Here is a 16,535-nt window from a genome sequence, read left to right on the forward strand (position 1 = left end):
GAAAAGTATTTGGTTGTTACTCCGCTTCTTGCTTCAGGATGTGGCAATAAACTAAATTGCCATTATTTGGTGCATCGGGAATCGATGTAGATATTCCCGTTACCTTGAATGCTTTTAATCAGCTTACTTCGTTCGCACTCCCAAGGTTGAGGGGGGTATTGATTTGCCCAAGCCTCCATCATTGCTTGTTCGCGCTCATTCATACGCAAAGAATACCGGTCACGCATGTAAAGGTACGCTCTGGCAATGGTGCCTCGGACCTCATTACGTGGTGGCTGGACCTGCCTCAACTTGAAATCCACCAGCATTTGACATTGACCGTATTGGTAGGGCTTGCCCCCCATGTCGGTGAACCTGTAATTCGAACGGTCTTGGTTTACTTGACCGATCGCAGGAAAAAGGTTGTGCAGATCGCCTTCCATATAGGCGTAAACACGGTCTGTTTTTGAACAGTTTTCTCTTCCACCATTCTGCCAACACAGGCGTTGATGTCCCAATGTGTAGGCGGGAACCACGTGCTCAGCTTCAACCCGGTATGCTCTGGAGTCCTCTTTTCGTGGAGTAAATCCGCATTTTTGGAAATCAGGCTTCGGGGGCTTATTTTTACTTCCAGAGTATTTGAGCTCACACCCACAATAAATCGTATAAGGGTGATTTCTTGTCATCTTGTAAAGCTCGACTTTTGCTTCACGAAATGTCAGCTGTGACGATTGCGATGACGGTTTCGCCATAAGCAGTTCCAAGACTGATCCCGGCGATGGCATCTGAGCAGCAGATGCCATCTGTGGCATCGACATAAGTAAAGTGAGCATCAGGGTTCCATGTTTTTTCACAACCTATCTCCGTCGTCATCTTCATTAACCAGGATTATGATCTTGCAGCCAATCGCTGTCAACACAAGAAATAACTTTTTTGTGAGAAAAATCACCTCCTAGGCGAGTTCATCTAAATTAAATTGTCGGTGTACTACCTAAACAATCATGCGGTATTGGTTCTTATCGGCATGTTGGATGCTATCAATATTAGCATGATGTACGAGAGACCAGCCCTATTGATTAATGTCAAGTCAAGATGATGAAAATCTTGCGTTCAATGTTTTAATGTATCAATTAAAGATAGCCAGCGTTAGCTTCTCTATGATGTTGAATGTGGCTTGTACAATGTTTATGCTTTGCGGTGTCGTTCTAAAAGTGACATTCACACAACCCATTGAATACAAGTTTTTTAACATCAACTATGCAGATAGATTGTCTTTAATGGGGTCCCATACATTTTTTGGAGATGTTTTAATGAGTGCATCATTGATTGTGCTAGGAATTTTGGTTTTTTTGGCGCTAGCCACCCTGAGTGCTGGCATCAAGATTGTGCCCCAGGGTTACAATTGGACTGTTGAACGCTTTGGTCGTTATACCTACACGCTTACACCAGGATTGAATCTACTTATCCCTTTCATTGATCGAATTGGCCATAAGATCATCATGATGGAGCAGGTGCTGGACATCCCGGCACAAGAGGTGATCTCCCGCGACAACGCCAACGTCACCATCGACGCCATCAGCTTTGTGCAGGTGGTAGATGCCCGCAAAGCAGGTTACGAAGTCAATGATCTCATCAGTGCCGTCCGTAATTTATGTTTGACCACCATGCGAACCGTGTTAGGCGCCATGGAGTTGGACGAGATGCTCTCCCAGCGCGACACCATCAATGAGAAGCTGCTACGCACCATGGATGCCGCCACCGCCCCCTGGGGTATCAAGGTGACCCGCATCGAGATTAAAGATGTGCGCCCGCCGCATGCGCTGGTCGAAGCTATGAACGCTCAGATGAAGGCCGAACGCCAGAAACGGGCTGAGGTATTGGAAGCCGAAGGGTCGCGCCAGTCCAAGATCCTTAAAGCCGAGGGTGAGAAACAGTCTCAGATCCTGAAAGCAGAAGGGGAGCGTCAAGCCGCTTTCCTCGCCGCAGAAGCACGGGAACGGGCCGCCGAAGCGGAAGCAAAGGCTACTCACATGGTCTCCAAAGCGATCGCAGAGGGTGATATGCAGGCCATCAACTACTTCGTGGCCCAGAAATATACCGAAGCGCTGGCCCGCATCGGTGAAGGCCCCAACAGCAAGATCATCATGATGCCGCTGGAGGCGGGCAGCCTGATTGGCTCGGTAGCGGGTATGGCCGAGCTGTTCAACAAAGATGGCAAGGGCAGCAAATAATGATGGCCCTGTTTGAGGGGTTGACCCACTGGCACTGGCTGGGGCTCGGCTTCATTCTGCTGGCCATCGAGGTGCTGGGCTCGGTAGGCTTCCTGCTCTGGACTGGTATCGCCGCGCTGGAAGTGGGCCTGCTGCTGCTGATCTGGCCCTTTGGCTGGCAAGCTCAGTTGCTGCTGTTTGCGGTGCAATCCCTGCTCACCACCTGGGCCTGGTGGCGCTGGCAGCACCAGCATGACAACTCGGGTCATGATGCCGCCTGCACAATCAACGAACGAATGAAGGGCTATGCCGGTCGACAACTTGTGTTGTTGGATAACGTGGATCAAGGTGTAAGTCGTGTGCGTCTCGATGACACTGTCTGGATGGTGCGTTGCAACGAGCCTCTGTCAGCTGGTGACAAAATCATTGTAGTCGGTGCAGACTCACATATTCTGCTTGTAGAGCCTGCATCCTGAGTTGATTTAAAAAGGTATTGTAACAAGGCCCGCATTGCACGGGCTTTTTTGTTCTGTCTGGTCACGTAGAATTCACAACCTGGGTGTCTGAGCTCTCCGCATTCCAAGTTCCTGGCTCGTTGAGTTTGTGGTGGTGGGGTTATTCATAGTCTCCTCAATGGAGTTCTTAAGATCGATTGCTTGGCAGGCCTGAAAAATGCCAACAAGTCGATGGTTAAGTAACCATTCCCCAAGAGTGGAAGAGGGGGCAGGACCTGGCAACATGGTATTCAAAGGCTCGTTTAGTGTGGAAATTGATTCCAGCGTATTATCCAGGTCACGTTCAGATCTTCTTTTCAATATGGAGATTGCGGTAGTGAGCACATGAGGGATTTTTTCTTTCAATGCCGCCCGCAGGACATCAACAGCCGCCAATGATGGATGGCAGAATGCGTTTACTCTGACATTGTTATCAGCGCAATCCAGCAACTGAACAACCACCGCCCGGTCAATCTTTTTATTTAATGACAGGGCTAACACCACATCCACTTGCTTATCTGTAGCCAAGCGCTCCTGAGCACTCAAAGGGAGGCCTAATTCATTTTCCGCAATAGCCTCTCTGACTAAGCAGTTCTGGTGATCCACAAGCTTCTTAATAGCTTGGTCAGGTAGTCGTAATCGGGCGACGGCCATTGCCACTTTTGCCTCTGGATCACCTGCGAGTAGCACCTTTGATTCCTCGTCAATAAAACGTTGTGATGCGGCATGGTATCTAACATCGCAATCAACATCAGAGGCCAACGTTGCAACCTGGTCACGATACAGGTCATGGGATTGTGTTAGTGACCTTCGTACTTCCTTGTGTGAATCAGCAATCAACCCATCGTGTAATTCTTTTGGGCAATTCTTGTTACCCGCAACAGCGGCCCGGATCTGAAACCATTCTTTCCTTGCAAGTTCAAACAGTGTCTCTGATGGGGTCGCTTTGTTACTAGCGACATAACGGCACAGTTCATCGTCCCCTTCCTTAGCAAGTGAGGAGAGCATAGATGGTGGGGTGTTGCTCGCCATAGCAAGCCGGATTCGTTCAGCCCGTTCGCTGTTACTCATTGTATGTGATCTGGATTCCGACGTATTCATGCTGGCTCCACAGTGATAAAGGCGGAGGGGAGGGGGCATTGAAAAGCCTCACATGGCGGAGGCTTTTTAGACGCGTCACATCAGTAAAATCGGGGTTCCATCATCTACCCATACCAAGGGATGACGTGCGGGCAACATTGTTTTCAGCTTCTTTAGCCGCCTGTTCAGCCGCATGAGCTTCCTTAAATGTGTTGAACCACGTATCGAACCGTTGGCCAGCACGCTTATCTGACTGCTCTACAATTCCGTCTAACCCCCCTTCGAGCTTTTTGAGAGGGGCCTCACCTATACTTGATACATAGGTAGCAAATGGACCATCGTCAGTAAACATGGCCTTACAACTCCCCATGATGTTATCCGTCATTCTTTTGATCGCTGTACGCTTTTCGTTATCAGGGATATTCGCATTCATTTCAATCCTGGCCTCAATCAACTGACCCAGTCGATTTGATACCTTCTCTGGCTCAAAGTCCTTACGACTAAGATGTTTCGCGATAGGATTAATGATTTTTCCGGTAAGATAATTTAGGCCCGCCGCAAGCTGGGCTGCACCTGCTACTGCAAAAAAGGGCAGAGCCAAGGGGGCGATTGCTGCTCCAGCAAAGGCTGTTGTTGTTGAAGCGACAAGAATACCCATTCCAGCCATAATGCTGCATGCAGAACCGGCAACCAAAGGCAGAGTGCCTGGAGCATCGAGAATGCCGTTCTGATATTTTTCAGTAAATTTATAGAGTTTCTCGCGAAGCGGGGCATACCCATCCATAAACTTCTGTATGTCCTCAAGTGCTTTTTCGGTTTCTTTGCTGAGATCTTCAGTTGTCATTACACTTCTCCTTTGTGGATTGGTCGTGTGCTTGTTTATTTTAATATAGTATGCTTTAAGCAATGTGTGATTGTCGACTTGTGTTCAAAAAACTTACAAAGAGGCGTTTATGACTAAGGCAGTAGTTCAACTAGATGATGCGCAACGGACTATTGAGAAGCTTGCTCAGTACCTTGATAACGATCTCGGTTCTTCGCTTAGGGAGCGGATAGAGACAGTGATCATCGAATCCCAGGCGTTGATCGGTATGCTCTTAGAGCCCCAAGGCTTCACTGAGGAGCTCAACGAACAGTTGGATGGCTACCATCAGAAAAACCTCGGTTTGCTAGCCCTACTCAAGGCACATGCAAACCAGCGCTCGAAAGTAGCAAAAGGGGTATTTGGTAAAGCGTTGACCGTAGCCACAACCAATAGGCAGCCTTAAAGCTAACAGTTTAGAATGTTTGACGAATGAAAATAGCTGGCTGTAGCTACGTAGGGAATGGTCTGTAAAATAAAAAAGGTGCGAGCTAAATAGTGATGTAAATCACCCAGCTCGCACCGATGTCATTTTATTCAGCAATCAATTTCAGATGTGGTTCATTAGGCTTATCACTGACTACTGCATAACCAAACGTTGTCATATATGGCACGCCTGCAGATATTAATGTGTGAACAGTAATATTTGTCCCGTCAGGCTTGATTGGCAATGTTAAATTCCCATTTTCTTCTGACCAAAAAGCGCAAGAAACAGGATGAAGAAAATCCATCTCTACATCACCATCTGGGTAGGCAATGAACTCCAGCTGCCAGCCAATTGGCATTGATGGCCATTTATAATCCTGGCTTAAATAGGGAGATAAGCGTTCAGATGCGACCTCGACCGTCAGTATTTCATCGTTCTTCATATCTACCACCTGCTGTAAGACGCGCTAGCTGCTGTGCTGGTGTTGATCTGACTCACCCACTGGCCGTGCGGTACACACCTGCAGTTTATCTGCGACATTACCAGGTGAGTATCTCAACATCCCCATTTCCCAACCTAATTGCCAATCCATATGAGCGCGATCAGCTTGGTCAAACGGATTGTCTTTTTCCGGCGTTCCTGTTTTGTAGGCCTCCAACCCCATCACTGCGGGGTCACTGTTTTGTTGAGGCACATTGTTTTTCAAATCAATTGTCATATGTCGGATTCCTTATGTGCTGCTTGGGTGGAGCTCATCGCGCTTTGTTTGCAATGATGGCCCCTATGGCCTTTTGTTCCAATTTAATCCACTTGTGTATCTTATAGAGCGTTTTCCAGTCGAGCTTCTGGCAGTCTAAAATATCGATTTTATCCTTTATGGGCAGACTCCATCGCAACAGGCTGTAGTGGGGCTGGTTGACCGGAGTGTAATTAAAGAGGCTAGAGATCAAAAATGAGTGGTCTAATAGGGGTAGGCTTTCCCGCAAAAATAAATTACGTAAATATGCCCGGATCAATTCATTGATACAATCATCGAAAAAATATTTTATGGAATCAAGTTTAAAATAAGCGTCCATTGCCTTTACCGCAATGGAAATATCAACCCACTCATCGCAAACAAACTGAACATGCTCCCTTCTTTCCTGGTCATGACTCTGATCAGCAAGTTGCATCAACACTTCAGCACCTTTCAATCCATCAGCTGAAGATTTTTTTAAAGACTCCAGGATAGATTCTGACTGCATGATAAAATCTGCATCCTTCCTCAACATCCTTTTAATGTCATTTGAACTAAGCAATAGCTGATTAAAAGCCTCTGAGTAAGAGCCCTCATCGCCCTGGCTAGTTTGATTTTTTGTGCTCATGTGCCCCTCTTGGAGTCCTCAGGTACGTGCTTTCTATTCACAGAACAACGCTTAAACAAATGTGAAAATCTGGGGTGTCTTCGAAACTGCACGACATCAACAGCTATCAGATTTGGTAATGGGTTACTGCATTCTTCAGCGAATGCCAGGTACTCATCCATGCTCAGCCGGATCAGCCCATAGTAGGATGTGGCATTCAACCTGCCTTGGTGTGCCTCATCCAGGAGCTGGTAAGTGGGGTCGTAATATCGATCCCCTCCATCCCAAACCCAGGCGTGCTCGACTGGGATCTGATGACCACCAATATTAACTAGCGCTGCGCCCAGTACGACTCCAGCCGCCCCCAGGTGATTGGCCGTTAACCATGCGTTGTCATAACAGAAGCCCGGCATAACTCGAGACCTGAGCCAGGCAAACTCTGTTTCCGGGATATTGCTCACTGCCATCGGTGTCAGGTGATCTGGAGACATCACCAAGGCATGGCTAACATAGGCCAAATTCTTCATAACAACATTGTCATCAGTAGGGGCCCCTGCCGCTGTTTCGGTTATCAACATGGCTTACTCCACTACATTCAGCAGGGACGGCAGATTGGCCCATTCTTGTTCAGCTTCGTCTTCTGACAAGGCAGGATCGGTATCAACTACTGGGGCCAAAAGGGCGAGGCCACCTGACAGGGGGATGTTCAGCAAACGGCCAAGCATAGCGGCAGTCTTCTCCATGGTATTGGTTGTCTTCTTCAGGCTACCGAAGCTGATGCAGCGACCTTCCCAAATCGGATTACTGCGATCGGTATGGCCATTAACATGCAACTCAAGAATTGCCTGCAGCTGCTCCGGCTCCCATCCATTAGCACGGGCAAATGGGAGCAACCGGATCAGCGCCAAAAATGTCACATTATGAGGCAGGATACTGGTGTTACGCAGAGCAGGAAAGCCTCCGTACTTCTGGGCAAGGGTATCATAGACACTGAAGACCGCCTGAACGTATGGGCTCCATTCTGTCCATGCACTAGCCAGCTCAGCAGGAGGCAGGGCGTTAAGCGTTGCCGGGCTTGCATCCAGCAGCATGGCGATAGCCTCTTTCATCACCGTGGTTGTAATGAGCTTTGGCGAGGTTTTTCCTACCGTTCCTTTATCTACTTCCAGCAAGTGTCGAGGTACTATCTGCGGGATCACACTACTGAGGGACTGAGTGTGATCGTAAACCAAATTGAGTGACGGAGACACCTTTGCTGGAGTGCTGTTGATGTCAGAGAACAATTGTTGCTTCACCAACAGATCTGTTGTGTCTACAAGTACCAAAGAAACATCGCTGTTAAACTTCGGGTCTTCTTCATATTTCAACAGGAAAGCCTTAACTCGCTTCTGTCCATCAACGAGGTATGCGTCAGAAACTTCGATCTCAACCAAGCCAGGCACAGCACAGGTGGATATTTCTTTAATTGTTGCGGTTGCCACTGGGGATGCAAAGACTGAAATGGAGCGGGAGAGATAGCGCTTAATTTTTGCAACGTGAGCCATATCCAGCACTCGCTGAGCCCGATCCAATGGGTTGATTTCACTGGCCTTACTGGCCAGCTCGAAGTATCCATCAAACAGCGCGGGAAGTCCTGAGCTGTTGACGCAGGTCGTGAAAGTAGTCAATCTTCCGGAACGCCCTTTGAATGCATAAAATCGCATGAAAATCTCCTTGATGGATACTTCTAAAACCAACCTAGATTAATTGACCCTGCCTTTCTAAACAGGGTCTAAAAACTAATTATTCAGCTTCAGCATTAAGCCCTTGCTCTGCGCAATATTGCAAATCCCAAGTATTTACATCTGAGTCAAGTCTCGCATCAATTGCCATATCGATAAGAGTGCGTTTTGTCGCATGGAGAAGGTCTTGAGAGAACGCAGAGAAGAGGTCTTTAATCGACTCAATTTCCTCTGCAACTTGCGTTGCTGACAAGAAATCATATTGGCTACATGGGTTGATGTGCTCAGGAATGTCGTCTTCCTCGGCATCACACAGATCGAGATATGCCTGGTAACCTTGAGCAGGTGAGTCAAGGTTCGCAAGAATGCCCATGGCTGCATAACCAATGGTCAACTGTTCGATGGCTGAGTGTTTCCCATTGCATTTTTCAGCATTGCCGCTGTTATTCATATTCAATTTCCTCGTCTGTTGTGAGGGTTCCTGTCAATTTGACCTTAGCTTATAGCATGTCATCGCATTGTCAACACAAGAAATAAAATTGTTGTGGTAATTGTTTTTTTGGTGTCTATAAGTCTATTGATGTGATTCCTTGTGTTGACGCTTTTTTTTGGGGTGATACACTTTCCATACCAGCTTGGCTTTGGCCAATCGACTTCATACCTATAGGTAACCTCATGCATCCACAATTACTTGATGTCAGCGGAATTGAATGTGAAGAGGCAATGATGTGCATTCGTCATGTGATCCGTTCACAAAGAATGTGTGCTGGGTCAATACTGGATCTTACAACTAGAAGTCGCCCATTCTTGTCTTTGCTTACAACGTGGGCAAATAGCCTTGATCATGCAATCACGCTGGTGGATGTCCCAGAGGGACATGATGCCGAAATGAAAGTGCGTATCGTGCTGTCTTGATTAAAGGAAATTCACATGTTCATTCCGCTTTCTTGTATTAATGGGTTTGCAGCGCAACTGGCTCAGCTACGAGAAGATCAGGCACATGATCCATTAACTACCATCAATATTCACCCAATGAAAGCGATGGCATTTTCAGCAGCGGAGGACAGATTCTGTCAGTTGGTTGAACGGGTAAAACCGGTAGTGCTATCCCATCCTTGTCGCATCGCAGTAAGTTTTGGCAAAGATTCTTTGTTAACGTTAGCGATATTTGTTGAAGCCTATCGACAGCTGCTTTCGGCTGGCGAAACACCGACAGCGCCATTACTGATCACTCGTGCTGATACAGGTATTGAATCCCCCGTGATGACCATGTTTGCTCGTCGTCAAATTGCCTTACTGACGCACTACCTTTCACAACTGCAGATCCCACATGAGATCCATGAAGCAACGCCGCCAGACCGTTACAGTTGGGCCGTCATGTACCTGTCCGGACTTAAGTTAATAACTGTTGGTGCGTCTAAATACGCAGACTGTTCCGCCATCCTGAAGGTTGATCCGTTGCAAAAAGTAGAGTCTCGTTTGGCTAAGCGTTTTGCAACGACGCCTATCGTAACAGTTACCGGTGTGCGATTAAGTGAGAGTACCGACCGCGCTGAAAGCATTAAAAAGCACGGTTTGGATAAAGCTGTTCTTGTCGAGAACACTGAGCAAGGTCGCCGTAGCTACGATTTTGCCCCAATCGTTGATCTTGAAACTGATGAAGTGTGGATGATCCTGCGATGTATGGGGGAATCTGCACGCCGGGAGTATGGCCACTGCTTACCATTCTGGGATACATCCACCTGGTATTTACAGAAGCTCTACGGTGACCAGGCGGACAATTGCCCAATCACGGCATCGGGTGCCATGAGCGGGGGGAGATCAGGGGGCTGCAGCTCTAGTCTGCGGTCTGGGTGCGCACTCTGTACCGTGGTAAATAACGATAAGCAGGCCGAATCATTAGCCGATCTTCCTCAGTACCCTCAACTAGGGAACTTGCTTTCCATACGTAACTGGATGAGCCACAACTTCTTCAATCTGGAGTATCGCCGGTTTATTGGCCGCAAACCTGATGAGCATGGCTACGTCGCACTCCACCCCAACACAATGAATGAGCTGTGGATGACATCTATGCTGCGATGGTGCTTACAGTGTGATCGGGACGAGATGCTGCGGGCTGACAAATTCAAGGAGGCATTACGCTCTGGTGCATGGATTGAAGATGCGGGCATTCAAGCAATATTGAATGACCCGGATCCACGCCTGACAAACTGTCAAAAAGCTGAATGGCTGGAAAACTATGTTGTTGACATGCAACAGCCTACATTCCAAATCGTGACCCCCTCTCAGCTGCTTTTAATCGATGCGTTCTGGAGTCGTGATGGCTATCAGATCGCCCCATTCACAGCAGTGAAAATTTATCATCAGGTGTATCACCTTGGTGAGACTGTTCCGTATCCACAAGTAAGCGGCGCTCGCTTTGTTAACACGCTGCCTGCATCACGCTACATCCATATTGAACAAGACCCCGAGCTTCGCCAGCTAGCCGATCTCGAACGATCACGCATTTTCGCATCCTATCTTACTGACATGGAATCATTGGCTTTTTCACCTCAAGGCTGTGGTGCCCAACGGAAGATGCGGATGTTTGAAACCTTGCCGATTCGTTACGGAGAAAAAGCTGGCGCAACATTCAAGGCGTGGTTCGGTGAATGGGACGAAGTACCGGTAATTAATTCAGTGGAGGAGGGGGATGAGTGTGGCTACAACATCGATGATGAGGCCGCGTCCTTCATCTTGAATGAGGCAATTACTGACTACGTCAGGATCCATGACGACTTTATTGCAGGGGAGCTTGGTCTTGAGTATCGAGCAAACGTGACGCTGCGTCGTTTGTTGAGCGAGGGGGTACTTCGTTTGTCCGCCAATGCTCAGCGGCACACTGCCCGCTTAATGGCGCGTGCTGATCTCTACCAGCGCCATGGATTGACTTTTATGGCGGATTGTAAAGACCCATCGGTTTTACATCGCACTCTCTCGGAAGGTGATTATTGCCGCGCCGTTGCCATATGTCAGCAAGATAAGTCGGTTGCACTACCAGTCATCCCTCCTGATATTCGCCAACAACTGACCGATCTGGCATCTGCGATTGCACAAATCAGATCTCTGTTTGCGGCTCTGTCGTTACAACGAGCTCTTGGTCTGGTCACCCTATCACAGATGGGCCGTCAGTTTACTTTCGACGGAATATCCTATGCAGCTCTTGTCGATCACCAGGGCATTCAATTATCCACACTACGTCAGCTGAGCAAGTCACCTAGCCAGCTTCTTACATTACTGCCACCTATTGCAACGCTGAGAACCGATACCATACCCCAAGCGGTAGAAGCCCATTTGCAACAGGGGTGTGATCAATTAGCTGACGAGTTTTCCAAAGTACAAAAGAATGTTTGGCAGCAAATCGCTGATGCGATTAAAGCCCAGACCGCTGGTATGCAAGAGACCACTCTGTTTTTTGTAAACAACCGAATGGGATTTGTTCAAACTCCCCGTGCGGCCTGGCTGTATGCAAATCGTCAACACGCGCTGCTAGAGGAACACCAACTATATAGAGCGGCTTAAATGGAGCAGGAATAATCCATGGCGATGATTAAACGAAAACCTGAAATTGACATGACTGCCAAGAATCTTCAAATAGCATTTTACCAAGCACACAAAGACAGGTTTGAGTTGCTGGTGGCCAACGTGGTGATCAAGCGCTGGCTTGAGTGCGACCTGATAGGCGTTCGTCGTAATGGCCAAGTTGAGGAGGTAGAGATCAAACTAAGTCGTAGTGACTTCAAGGCTGATTTCGACAAGATCGTGCCTATGAAAGCTGGCCAACCAGGAGCCCAAACTATCCAAGAGGGGCACCTTACTCTTGCTCAGGCAAAAAAACATGACTTACTAGCGTCGGGCCTTTCCCCCATAAATTTCTTTTGGTTCATGGCGCCCAAAGGATTGCTGTCGGCAGACGACATCCCGGCTCATGCAGGACTCATCGAGGTGACCCGTACTGGTTCGTTACAGGTCACCGTCGTCGCCCCATTACTACACAAACACAAGGCGGATGACACCTTCAGGGTGAATTGCTTGCGCCAACAATGCTGGCGGGTTTGGGATTTTGTGATGGGGCGTCGGGAATAGGTTCCGCAAGGCGGTTGTACAAGGACATCCTGGAGCACAGAAGAACCTCTCTTTGTAGAGGTCAGTATCTCGTGGATAACGTAGTAGTGATGCCTGCTCTGAAGGGCAGGCACCTTATCAAGGCTTGGGGGAACTATTCGAAGGAGGGGTACGTTGATTTTGTGAAATTGCAGTAGTGACTACCGCGTCTAAAACTTGTTTTCGCTGAATACTTGCAAGCATGCGGTTGTAGGTCTCATGGGTTCCTACCCAGTGCCAAATCCAAATCTGTGGGGCAGATTTACAGTCTTTATCCATTTCACGCTCAATAGCGCTGATCGTCCGGTCAGAAAGCAATCTTTGCTGGCATGCCTCCGCCAAGGTCATTTTGACGAAAATCGCTCGATGACGGGGATTGATTTCGGCTTGCCAAGTATCCGACCGTACCAGGTTCTTGTGCGCTAACTGTCCACCCTCACTCCAGCGTTGATATACAGCACTGGCTTGGTTGATGGTCTTCTCTGGTAAGGCTTTAAGCGCAGAGTTAAAAGCTGCAGTACGTATTGATACAACTCCATGGGTATTGATGTACCCCATCACAACACCTCGTCAATTGCCGCCCCAGCCTGATCAGCATCAAAAGGGCCCTGCATGCCTTTGTTGACCAATGCATCGAGCAAGGTCTCCGACAGCGGGTTGTCCAGAGCATCGTCCCAGGCTTGTCTATCTGCCTGATCTTGCTCGCTTACCAGGGAGGGTTGAGTGTTGGCTTGTTCTGCGGATTGATGTTCAGACATCGTGAAACTCCTCTGCATCGATGTATTGCAATTGTAAATCATAAGTTCATAGTCAATTCAGCACTACCAAATTTAACCCGAATGATGGCCATATGTCATCTGCTTACAATGATTGTCTGTTGTGATGGATTTTGCAAAGTTTAATTGGGTGCATTTAAGTTTTTTATGCTTCATGTGGCGTTGGTTTTTATCCGCCAAACAGTTCGCGCTATAACTCAACGTCTGTGGATCGCAACCTCTTCGCTAGGCGGTGTCATAAATGGATCCTAGCGCCAGCAAATAGAGAGTATTACTCTACTTGCTGGGATGCCTAATGATTCGTGGCTCACATTTTAACCAGTGATGCAATGAGAAATTAATGGTATTGCTAAATTTCAACGCAAGCCATGTGGTTGTTGACGGTCAGCAGTGTGTCCCCATATTTATCCCCAGAAAATGTGGATAACTCATTGCCTGTTTATTTACTCAGGATGATCCCATAGCCGAGAGAGACTAACTCTACAGATTCAGGAGTGGCCAGGAACGACGCAGAGCACTCAATAGAGTTACTCCCTGAGCGTTTGATACAACAAGGGATCCCGGCGCGACTATTCCCCATCAGAAAATCAAAAAGCTCAGATCGTTTGTCTTCAGATACTGGGACAAGCCCGTAAAATCGCACGTAAACCCAGCTATCGATCTTCTTGGCGTCGGCTAACGCTCGAGGTAGTGAACCGCCAGCCCCGACGAAATCCAACCATTCTTGGTCACCAAACTGATCGCGTTCTTTTACCTTGGCCATTGCATATCCCCTTGATTTTAAAGTACATAATGCTTCATTTGCCTATCTAATGAATCTGGTGGCTAAGATTGAATAGGGGCGCCAAAACCGGCCACCCGACTTCATATAGCTTGCCTGCAAGCTTAAATAGGTGTATCTAAGAAATGTTTTCATTATGTATCCGCGTTCAACCTGTACGGAAGTTATTTCGAAAAATATTTATTCCTTGTGTTGACAGTGATAGGGCAGGAGCGTAAGATTCAATCATCGGCAGCAAATAGCCGAACCCAACAAATAAAATGAGGCATGTAAGATGGATACTTCAAAGAACAATCAAAACGTTGCTGGTGTCGCTGAACTCACCCCCGAGCCGGTCTTTATCCGCTCCCTGACCCAGCTGCGCAGTCTCGAAGGCGTCAAAAAGAATGACATGTACGCCTTCCACATCAGCCTGCTGAAAGAAGAGCCCGGCTTCAACGCCCGTGACTACAGCAAGCCTCGTTACGTCAAGCACATCGAGTCGCTGGCAAATCAATGGATTGACAACCCGTCCATGATCCCCCCGCTCATGTTCGTCGTCAAAGACGGTTGCATTTATGTCCGTGATGGCCACTGCCGTCGTCGCGGGGCCCTGCTGGCCAACGAGCGTCTGGACAAAGATAACCAGATTGAGTTCATCACTTGCGTCCCGTTCCGTGGCAACGACCTCGACCAGGACCTGCTCATCCTCAACTCCCAGATGGGCGAGCAACTCGACTACGTCGAAAAAGCCATGATGTATGAGCGCCTGGCCAACCGTGGCCTGACCGACGACGATATCGGTGCCCGCGTCAAGCGTTCCGCCCAGCATGTCCGTGTTGTCCGCCAGATCGCCCTGCTCCCGCAGAAAATGCAGGACTACATCAGCGAAGAGGTGATCAGCTACATCCCGGCTATCGAGCTGGTGAAGCAGAAGGGCGAAACCAAAGCCGTCCAGATCATGGATGAGCTGGTGGCCGAGCTCCGTGCCAAAGTGGAGGCCTCCTGTGCCCAGTCAGCCCCCGAGCTGCCCGCTGACCCGGTGACTCCGGTTGTTGAAGGTGGCGACGCTACCCTGACCGGCACCGAAGGCGAGCAGAACAATGCGCCAGCCGAGCCGCCCAAAGCCGAAGAGCCGCCGAAGGTGCGTGTGACTCAGGCCACGCTGAACAAAAAGCTGGGTGGTAACAAACAGCGTTTTACCCCGACCGTGAAAACCACCACCGTGTCGCTGATCAAGTCCCTGTCCGCCCAGATTGTGCCGGGCCAGGCTACTGCGACGCTGACCCTGACTCCGGATCAGGTTGCGGCCATCCTTGCGCTGAAAGACCAGCTGCTGGAGATGGAAGCGCCGGAAGACGATTCAGGCGATGGCAAGCACCCACATGATGTGCTGGTGGAAGGTGGTGATGAAGAGCCGGTAGCGGCCCCTGAGGTAAAGGCTGTGGCGCCCGAGGTGGATAGCGACGATAAAGACCAGATGTCCTTCACTGACTTCACCGTTGAGCCTATCGAAGGCGACGATATCAGCATGAGCGCCGAAGATATTGCAGCACTGGACCAGGACGTTCGCCGCACTCCATTCTTTTAAGAGGGGGGAGGGGATAAGCCCCTCCTGATACCTCACACTAATCCCTTGTCGTGACAACATCTCGTCACCGGTTGCAGGCGTAGTTATCCATCTTACATGCATTTGCCTGCAACCGACTTTTCCTTCCCTTTTGTTGCCCATCTCAGAAACCGCCTTACGCAATGCAGACTCAGGATTAGCAATAATACTGACACTCCTACTGAACTCTGGACCTCAGTCCACTCACACCCCTGGTCTCCACAAGCTAACGCGGGCATGTGAGCCGGTGTGAAGAAAAATGCACCTAAAAAAATCACAAGCATCAGAACCCTAGCCTCTACTTTCGACCTATCACTACATTTAGCCATTATCTCGATCTCCACCATAAAAATAACGCAATGTTTTTATGCTACATTCTGTGTGATTTAGGATCAATCCTGATAAGGTTTAACATAGAGTGAGCTGAATGGTGACTGACCGTGAAATTGGCGTTTTAAAGCAGGTTTTCTTTCTGTTATGCTATTGGAAATTTTATTGATTTTGGAGTTGTTATGATTGAGCGCTATTGCATTCAGTGGACAAGAAAACTGTTGCCCGTTGTATTTGTTTTAATTGTGTTTTTTAATGCATTGACCTCATACACAAGCAACCAAACAATGGAAGGCATGGGGATGTTTAGTGCTGTAATAGGCTTTTTTCAGGGGTTTGCTGTTGCGGTTTTCTGTTGTTGTTTTTTTTATGCCCTTCTATCCATAAGAGAGAGCTTGCTGGAGCAGAATCGCTTACTAAGCGAACAGAACAAGATTCTGAAGGATAACAGAGTCAGCACAGTTGAAACTGACTAATGTCAAAGGAGCCCAAAGGGCTCCTTTTTCAATGTCAAGATAGAGTCAAAATCCGGTAGATTCCGGTAAATTTTCAAACTGTTCTGCAGTTAAAGAGACGAGGCTGGTTTTGAATTCGACATCAATATTATTGCAGACCTCATCAGCATCCTCCAGTGGGACGATGCATGCTGAACCGTCCACTTCTATCCGCATGAATTCAATTGTTTTGAAGTCTTCACACATCGGAGAGTGAGTGCTGGGGGGGTACTTTCCACCTTGCGTCTCACTCCAATCTCGAGCCATTTGTTGACAGTTACACATAACTTCCTCCATGCCGATAGGG

At 48.3% G+C, this 16,535-nt stretch carries 20 protein-coding genes; 7 read left to right on the top strand and 13 right to left on the bottom strand.

Annotation, left to right across the window (positions count from 1 at the left end):
* Nucleotides 1–62: 62 nt before the first annotated feature.
* Nucleotides 63–833, bottom strand: coding sequence for an endonuclease (locus AAHA41_RS08305; RefSeq protein WP_234879128.1), 771 nt, complete (start codon nucleotides 831–833; stop codon nucleotides 63–65).
* A gap of 456 nt (nucleotides 834–1,289) precedes the next feature.
* Here AAHA41_RS08305 and AAHA41_RS08310 point away from each other — a divergent pair, with 456 nt between their 5' ends.
* On the top strand, nucleotides 1,290–2,210 hold the full coding sequence (locus AAHA41_RS08310; protein WP_136501943.1) for an SPFH domain-containing protein: 921 nt from the start codon (nucleotides 1,290–1,292) through the stop codon (nucleotides 2,208–2,210).
* Nucleotides 2,210–2,665, top strand: coding sequence for an NfeD family protein (locus tag AAHA41_RS08315; RefSeq protein WP_136501764.1), 456 nt, complete (start codon nucleotides 2,210–2,212; stop codon nucleotides 2,663–2,665). The genes AAHA41_RS08310 and AAHA41_RS08315 overlap by 1 nt, the downstream gene beginning before the upstream one ends.
* A 72-nt stretch (nucleotides 2,666–2,737) precedes the next feature.
* On the opposite strand, the gene AAHA41_RS08320 is transcribed toward AAHA41_RS08315, so the two are convergent.
* A complete protein-coding gene (locus AAHA41_RS08320) occupies nucleotides 2,738–3,784 on the bottom strand; it encodes a hypothetical protein (RefSeq protein ID WP_136501765.1) in 1,047 nt (348 codons plus the stop codon).
* A gap of 100 nt (nucleotides 3,785–3,884) precedes the next feature.
* Entirely contained in the window at nucleotides 3,885–4,607 is a 723-nt protein-coding gene (locus AAHA41_RS08325) for a hypothetical protein (protein ID WP_323070709.1), read from the bottom strand.
* Nucleotides 4,608–4,716: 109 nt separating this feature from the next.
* Between AAHA41_RS08325 and AAHA41_RS08330 the strand changes: the two genes are divergently transcribed.
* A complete protein-coding gene (locus AAHA41_RS08330) occupies nucleotides 4,717–5,031 on the top strand; it encodes a hypothetical protein (protein WP_323070708.1) in 315 nt (104 codons plus the stop codon).
* A 127-nt stretch (nucleotides 5,032–5,158) separates the two neighbouring features.
* Here the strand turns inward: AAHA41_RS08330 and AAHA41_RS08335 are convergent, their stop codons facing one another.
* The 6 genes from AAHA41_RS08335 to AAHA41_RS08360 all read right to left on the bottom strand — a co-directional run bounded on the left by AAHA41_RS08335 (nucleotide 5,159) and on the right by AAHA41_RS08360 (nucleotide 8,567).
* The gene (locus AAHA41_RS08335) at nucleotides 5,159–5,494 is read right to left on the bottom strand and encodes a hypothetical protein (protein ID WP_136501768.1); all 336 of its coding nucleotides are present in this window, start codon (nucleotides 5,492–5,494) and stop codon (nucleotides 5,159–5,161) included.
* Between the two features lie 24 nt (nucleotides 5,495–5,518).
* Nucleotides 5,519–5,770 carry a hypothetical protein gene (locus AAHA41_RS08340; RefSeq protein ID WP_323070707.1) on the bottom strand — a complete coding sequence of 84 codons (252 nt, stop codon included), beginning with the start codon at nucleotides 5,768–5,770 and terminating at the stop codon, nucleotides 5,519–5,521.
* Between the two features lie 34 nt (nucleotides 5,771–5,804).
* The gene (locus AAHA41_RS08345; protein ID WP_323070706.1) at nucleotides 5,805–6,416 is read right to left on the bottom strand and encodes a hypothetical protein; all 612 of its coding nucleotides are present in this window, start codon (nucleotides 6,414–6,416) and stop codon (nucleotides 5,805–5,807) included.
* Nucleotides 6,413–6,973 (bottom strand): hypothetical protein, encoded by a 561-nt coding sequence (locus tag AAHA41_RS08350; RefSeq protein ID WP_323070705.1) that lies wholly within the window; start codon nucleotides 6,971–6,973, stop codon nucleotides 6,413–6,415. The genes AAHA41_RS08345 and AAHA41_RS08350 overlap by 4 nt, the downstream gene beginning before the upstream one ends.
* Before the next feature lie 3 nt (nucleotides 6,974–6,976).
* Nucleotides 6,977–8,098, bottom strand: a complete 1,122-nt coding sequence (locus AAHA41_RS08355) for a DNA sulfur modification protein DndB (protein ID WP_136501772.1) — start codon at nucleotides 8,096–8,098, stop codon at nucleotides 6,977–6,979.
* A 79-nt stretch (nucleotides 8,099–8,177) separates the two neighbouring features.
* Nucleotides 8,178–8,567, bottom strand: coding sequence for a hypothetical protein (locus AAHA41_RS08360; RefSeq protein WP_136501773.1), 390 nt, complete (start codon nucleotides 8,565–8,567; stop codon nucleotides 8,178–8,180).
* A gap of 479 nt (nucleotides 8,568–9,046) precedes the next feature.
* On the opposite strand from AAHA41_RS08360, the gene AAHA41_RS08365 reads away from it, so the two are divergent.
* The gene (locus AAHA41_RS08365) at nucleotides 9,047–11,677 is read left to right on the top strand and encodes a hypothetical protein (RefSeq protein WP_323070704.1); all 2,631 of its coding nucleotides are present in this window, start codon (nucleotides 9,047–9,049) and stop codon (nucleotides 11,675–11,677) included.
* A gap of 18 nt (nucleotides 11,678–11,695) precedes the next feature.
* Nucleotides 11,696–12,241 (top strand): hypothetical protein, encoded by a 546-nt coding sequence (locus tag AAHA41_RS08370; protein WP_136501776.1) that lies wholly within the window; start codon nucleotides 11,696–11,698, stop codon nucleotides 12,239–12,241.
* Between the two features lie 117 nt (nucleotides 12,242–12,358).
* Here the strand turns inward: AAHA41_RS08370 and AAHA41_RS08375 are convergent, their stop codons facing one another.
* The 3 genes from AAHA41_RS08375 to AAHA41_RS08385 form a co-directional block, all read right to left on the bottom strand.
* Nucleotides 12,359–12,817, bottom strand: coding sequence for a hypothetical protein (locus tag AAHA41_RS08375; RefSeq protein WP_323070703.1), 459 nt, complete (start codon nucleotides 12,815–12,817; stop codon nucleotides 12,359–12,361).
* Entirely contained in the window at nucleotides 12,817–13,017 is a 201-nt protein-coding gene (locus tag AAHA41_RS08380) for a hypothetical protein (RefSeq protein ID WP_136501778.1), read from the bottom strand. The genes AAHA41_RS08375 and AAHA41_RS08380 overlap by 1 nt, the downstream gene beginning before the upstream one ends.
* Nucleotides 13,018–13,474: 457 nt before the next feature.
* Nucleotides 13,475–13,798, bottom strand: a complete 324-nt coding sequence (locus AAHA41_RS08385) for a hypothetical protein (RefSeq protein ID WP_136501779.1) — start codon at nucleotides 13,796–13,798, stop codon at nucleotides 13,475–13,477.
* A gap of 292 nt (nucleotides 13,799–14,090) precedes the next feature.
* Between AAHA41_RS08385 and AAHA41_RS08390 the strand changes: the two genes are divergently transcribed.
* Together AAHA41_RS08390 and AAHA41_RS08395 are read left to right on the top strand one after the other, a co-directional pair.
* Nucleotides 14,091–15,386 (top strand): hypothetical protein, encoded by a 1,296-nt coding sequence (locus tag AAHA41_RS08390; protein ID WP_323070702.1) that lies wholly within the window; start codon nucleotides 14,091–14,093, stop codon nucleotides 15,384–15,386.
* Between the two features lie 530 nt (nucleotides 15,387–15,916).
* The gene (locus tag AAHA41_RS08395) at nucleotides 15,917–16,210 is read left to right on the top strand and encodes a hypothetical protein (protein WP_136501781.1); all 294 of its coding nucleotides are present in this window, start codon (nucleotides 15,917–15,919) and stop codon (nucleotides 16,208–16,210) included.
* Nucleotides 16,211–16,255: 45 nt separating this feature from the next.
* On the opposite strand, the gene AAHA41_RS08400 is transcribed toward AAHA41_RS08395, so the two are convergent.
* A complete protein-coding gene (locus AAHA41_RS08400; protein WP_136501782.1) occupies nucleotides 16,256–16,513 on the bottom strand; it encodes a hypothetical protein in 258 nt (85 codons plus the stop codon).
* Nucleotides 16,514–16,535 lie beyond the last annotated feature (22 nt).

Source organism: Aeromonas sp. SER, assembly GCF_038739615.1.
Taxonomy (GTDB): domain Bacteria; phylum Pseudomonadota; class Gammaproteobacteria; order Enterobacterales; family Aeromonadaceae; genus Aeromonas; species Aeromonas jandaei.

Bases quoted from the DNA above. Each gene is read 5' to 3' on its own strand.
- AAHA41_RS08365 (WP_323070704.1), top strand. From the start codon at position 9,047: ATGTTCATTCCGCTTTCTTGTATTAATGGGTTTGCAGCGCAACTGGCT.
- AAHA41_RS08370 (WP_136501776.1), top strand. From the start codon at position 11,696: ATGGCGATGATTAAACGAAAACCTGAAATTGACATGACTGCCAAGAAT.
- AAHA41_RS08375 (WP_323070703.1), bottom strand. From the start codon at position 12,817: ATGGGGTACATCAATACCCATGGAGTTGTATCAATACGTACTGCAGCT.
- AAHA41_RS08335 (WP_136501768.1), bottom strand. From the start codon at position 5,494: ATGAAGAACGATGAAATACTGACGGTCGAGGTCGCATCTGAACGCTTA.
- AAHA41_RS08395 (WP_136501781.1), top strand. From the start codon at position 15,917: ATGATTGAGCGCTATTGCATTCAGTGGACAAGAAAACTGTTGCCCGTT.
- AAHA41_RS08360 (WP_136501773.1), bottom strand. From the start codon at position 8,567: ATGAATAACAGCGGCAATGCTGAAAAATGCAATGGGAAACACTCAGCC.
- AAHA41_RS08390 (WP_323070702.1), top strand. From the start codon at position 14,091: ATGGATACTTCAAAGAACAATCAAAACGTTGCTGGTGTCGCTGAACTC.
- AAHA41_RS08355 (WP_136501772.1), bottom strand. From the start codon at position 8,098: ATGCGATTTTATGCATTCAAAGGGCGTTCCGGAAGATTGACTACTTTC.
- AAHA41_RS08345 (WP_323070706.1), bottom strand. From the start codon at position 6,416: ATGAGCACAAAAAATCAAACTAGCCAGGGCGATGAGGGCTCTTACTCA.
- AAHA41_RS08310 (WP_136501943.1), top strand. From the start codon at position 1,290: ATGAGTGCATCATTGATTGTGCTAGGAATTTTGGTTTTTTTGGCGCTA.
- AAHA41_RS08385 (WP_136501779.1), bottom strand. From the start codon at position 13,798: ATGGCCAAGGTAAAAGAACGCGATCAGTTTGGTGACCAAGAATGGTTG.
- AAHA41_RS08400 (WP_136501782.1), bottom strand. From the start codon at position 16,513: ATGTGTAACTGTCAACAAATGGCTCGAGATTGGAGTGAGACGCAAGGT.
- AAHA41_RS08320 (WP_136501765.1), bottom strand. From the start codon at position 3,784: ATGAATACGTCGGAATCCAGATCACATACAATGAGTAACAGCGAACGG.
- AAHA41_RS08330 (WP_323070708.1), top strand. From the start codon at position 4,717: ATGACTAAGGCAGTAGTTCAACTAGATGATGCGCAACGGACTATTGAG.
- AAHA41_RS08325 (WP_323070709.1), bottom strand. From the start codon at position 4,607: ATGACAACTGAAGATCTCAGCAAAGAAACCGAAAAAGCACTTGAGGAC.
- AAHA41_RS08380 (WP_136501778.1), bottom strand. From the start codon at position 13,017: ATGTCTGAACATCAATCCGCAGAACAAGCCAACACTCAACCCTCCCTG.
- AAHA41_RS08350 (WP_323070705.1), bottom strand. From the start codon at position 6,973: ATGTTGATAACCGAAACAGCGGCAGGGGCCCCTACTGATGACAATGTT.
- AAHA41_RS08315 (WP_136501764.1), top strand. From the start codon at position 2,210: ATGATGGCCCTGTTTGAGGGGTTGACCCACTGGCACTGGCTGGGGCTC.
- AAHA41_RS08340 (WP_323070707.1), bottom strand. From the start codon at position 5,770: ATGACAATTGATTTGAAAAACAATGTGCCTCAACAAAACAGTGACCCC.